Origin of the sequence: Vreelandella indica (assembly GCF_037070225.1) — a bacterium.
GTDB lineage: Bacteria > Pseudomonadota > Gammaproteobacteria > Pseudomonadales > Halomonadaceae > Vreelandella > Vreelandella arctica.
This window is the reverse complement of sequence record NZ_JBANSO010000077.1, coordinates 1-2,120: the sequence shown is the minus strand read 5'-3', so window position 1 is coordinate 2,120 and position 2,120 is coordinate 1. Positions and strand designations below refer to the sequence as shown.

The following is a 2,120-nucleotide window of genomic DNA, read 5'->3' as shown; positions in this document are numbered from 1 at the left end:
ACTTCATTGAACAGCATGACGAACCACCAAAGGAGATCGTGCTGGACTTTGATGGCACCGACATCCCCGTGCATGGCGAGCAACCCGGCAAGTTCTTTAACCGTTATTACGATCACCACTGTTACTTCCCGCTGTATGTCTTCTGTGGGCGCCACTTACTGGTGAGCTATCTGCGCACTAGTGACCGCAGCGACAGCCGCCATAGCTGGGCGATCCTCGCCTTACTGGTACGCTTTATCCGCCAATACTGGCCCGATACCCGCATCGTGTTACGAGGTGATAGCCACTTTTGTCGTCCCCGGATGCTGAACTGGTGCGATCGGCATCACGTCGACTACATCGTGGGAATCGCCAAGAACAGCCGGCTGCTCAAGGAAGTGGATGTGCCCATGATGCTGGTACGCAAGACCCAATGGCAGGTGGGAGGGAAAGTGGCAGAGACGTTTCGCTTTCCGTATCAAGCACACTCCTGGAAATACCCACGCTGGGTGGTGGCCCGCCTGGAAGAAGGCGAGCTGGGCTCTAATCCCCGGTTTATCATCAGTTCCCGTTACGATGACGGCTTCAAGCTTTACTACGAGCAGTACTGTGCCCGGGGTGACATGGAGAACCGGATCAAGGATCAACAACTGAGCCTGTTCGCTGACCGTACCTCCAGCACGCACTGGTGGGCCAATCAGTGGCGGCTGATCTTGTCGGGCTTCGCTTATACACTGTTCGAGCGGTTACGGACTTACCTGAAGCACACGCCCTTCGCGCGCATGAGTCCGAGCAACCTGAGGCTCAAGCTCATCAAAGTAGGCGCGGTCATCATCCGCAATACGCGTCGAATCCGCGTACTCATGAGTGACAGCTACCCCTATAAAACGGCGCTATCCGATCTCGTCAGGCGGTTGGTGCCGAACTGACTGCTCGGGCTCCCCCGGCCCGACGCAATGGGGGGAAGGGGGAGGTGTGTCTGAACGACGAAAAGTGGTTAAAAAGTAGCCGATGTAAGTCGAGCCAATAGGTGTTTAGCGGTGTTAGAGCCTGAGTGCGGTACTGGCTGAGGTGCTATGAGAAATCCAGGCTAGTCTCAAGGTGGATTACTTTCCTTTTGGCGGCCGTTTCTTCATCTCGGCGGGCGCAATGATGCCGGAAATCGAAGCAAACGTAACGGGTACTCCGCAGGACGGCACGACCTACGAGTTGAACGGCACCAACTATTCAGCAGCACAGATTGGCTCCGTGGTGGGTACCGCAACGGTAGCGGATAGCACTCAACCCTACGTAGGCATGGGCTGGCGCAGTTCCCACGAAGCCGGTTTCGGGTTCTTCTCCGAGTTCGGCGTTGTGGCTACGAACGTCGATGTTTCGCTTAGCACCACGAATGGCTTTGAAAACCTCGACCCTACTCTGCGGGAAGATATTCGTGCCGAAGAAGCGAGTTTGAAGGATGATATCGACAAATTACCGGTATTCCCGGTGGCACTGATCGGTATTAGTTATACGTTCTAAACGCGCTCCTGATAGCGTCTTTGGGATTCAAGGCAGCCTTTTGGCTGCCTTGTTGGTTTAGAAGTCTAGATAACCAACACGGTACCCTCTCAACAGGGCAATAAGGGTAAGTAGTGGTAGTTACATGACGATGCTTAGTGCTTCGCTTTCGGCAATTCTTCGGAAAGCACACGTGCATATGCCGTTCTTGCCGTTTGGTAGATGGCTAGCTGTTGGTTGAGCTTTTCGATCTCGGCGTCGGTGACACGCAGGTTAACCACCTGGCTACGGGCATTCTCGGAAAGGTCGGCTAGGTTATAGTCTGTGCCATCAATCGTAATAGTTTGCTTATCATCTGCCATGCGTAATGACTCCGTGGTTGAATACAGTCGATCATTAATTAGAATCAAACGAGTGGCTGTCATCATCCATGCCATGGCGCACGCTATCAAGGTTTTCCGGTACTGTCGCCCACATCGTCAGCTTGTTGCAGGGCCCATGGTAACCAGTTAGCTATGACGTAGCTAAGTGCCTATTCAAAATTAATCGCGTGATCAGTTCCGTAACCACCGAGTAAGCGGTGTACCTCTTCATGTAGACGTTCAAACGAGAGATAGGCACTCAAGGGCAGCCAGGTGTACTTC

The 2,120-nt window shown here is 53.4% G+C and carries 3 protein-coding genes and 1 pseudogene; 2 read left to right on the top strand and 2 right to left on the bottom strand.

From position 1 onward, the window contains the following. Together V8L71_RS20530 and V8L71_RS20525 are read left to right on the top strand one after the other, a co-directional pair. Positions 1 to 908: IS1380 family transposase (locus V8L71_RS20530; protein ID WP_336275323.1), on the top strand; the 908-nt coding region annotated here is incomplete at its 5' end. Between the two features lie 172 nt (positions 909 to 1,080). Continuing rightward, positions 1,081 to 1,497 (top strand): hypothetical protein, encoded by a 417-nt coding sequence (locus V8L71_RS20525; RefSeq protein WP_336275322.1) that lies wholly within the window; start codon positions 1,081 to 1,083, stop codon positions 1,495 to 1,497. A 134-nt stretch (positions 1,498 to 1,631) separates the two neighbouring features. Here V8L71_RS20525 and V8L71_RS20520 read toward each other — a convergent pair whose 3' ends face one another. Continuing rightward, on the bottom strand, positions 1,632 to 1,838 hold the full coding sequence (locus V8L71_RS20520) for a hypothetical protein (RefSeq protein ID WP_336275321.1): 207 nt from the start codon (positions 1,836 to 1,838) through the stop codon (positions 1,632 to 1,634). Positions 1,839 to 2,008: 170 nt separating this feature from the next. Further along, positions 2,009 to 2,120 (bottom strand): annotated as a pseudogene (locus V8L71_RS20515) (IS630-like element ISHsp2 family transposase); the annotation flags it as partial.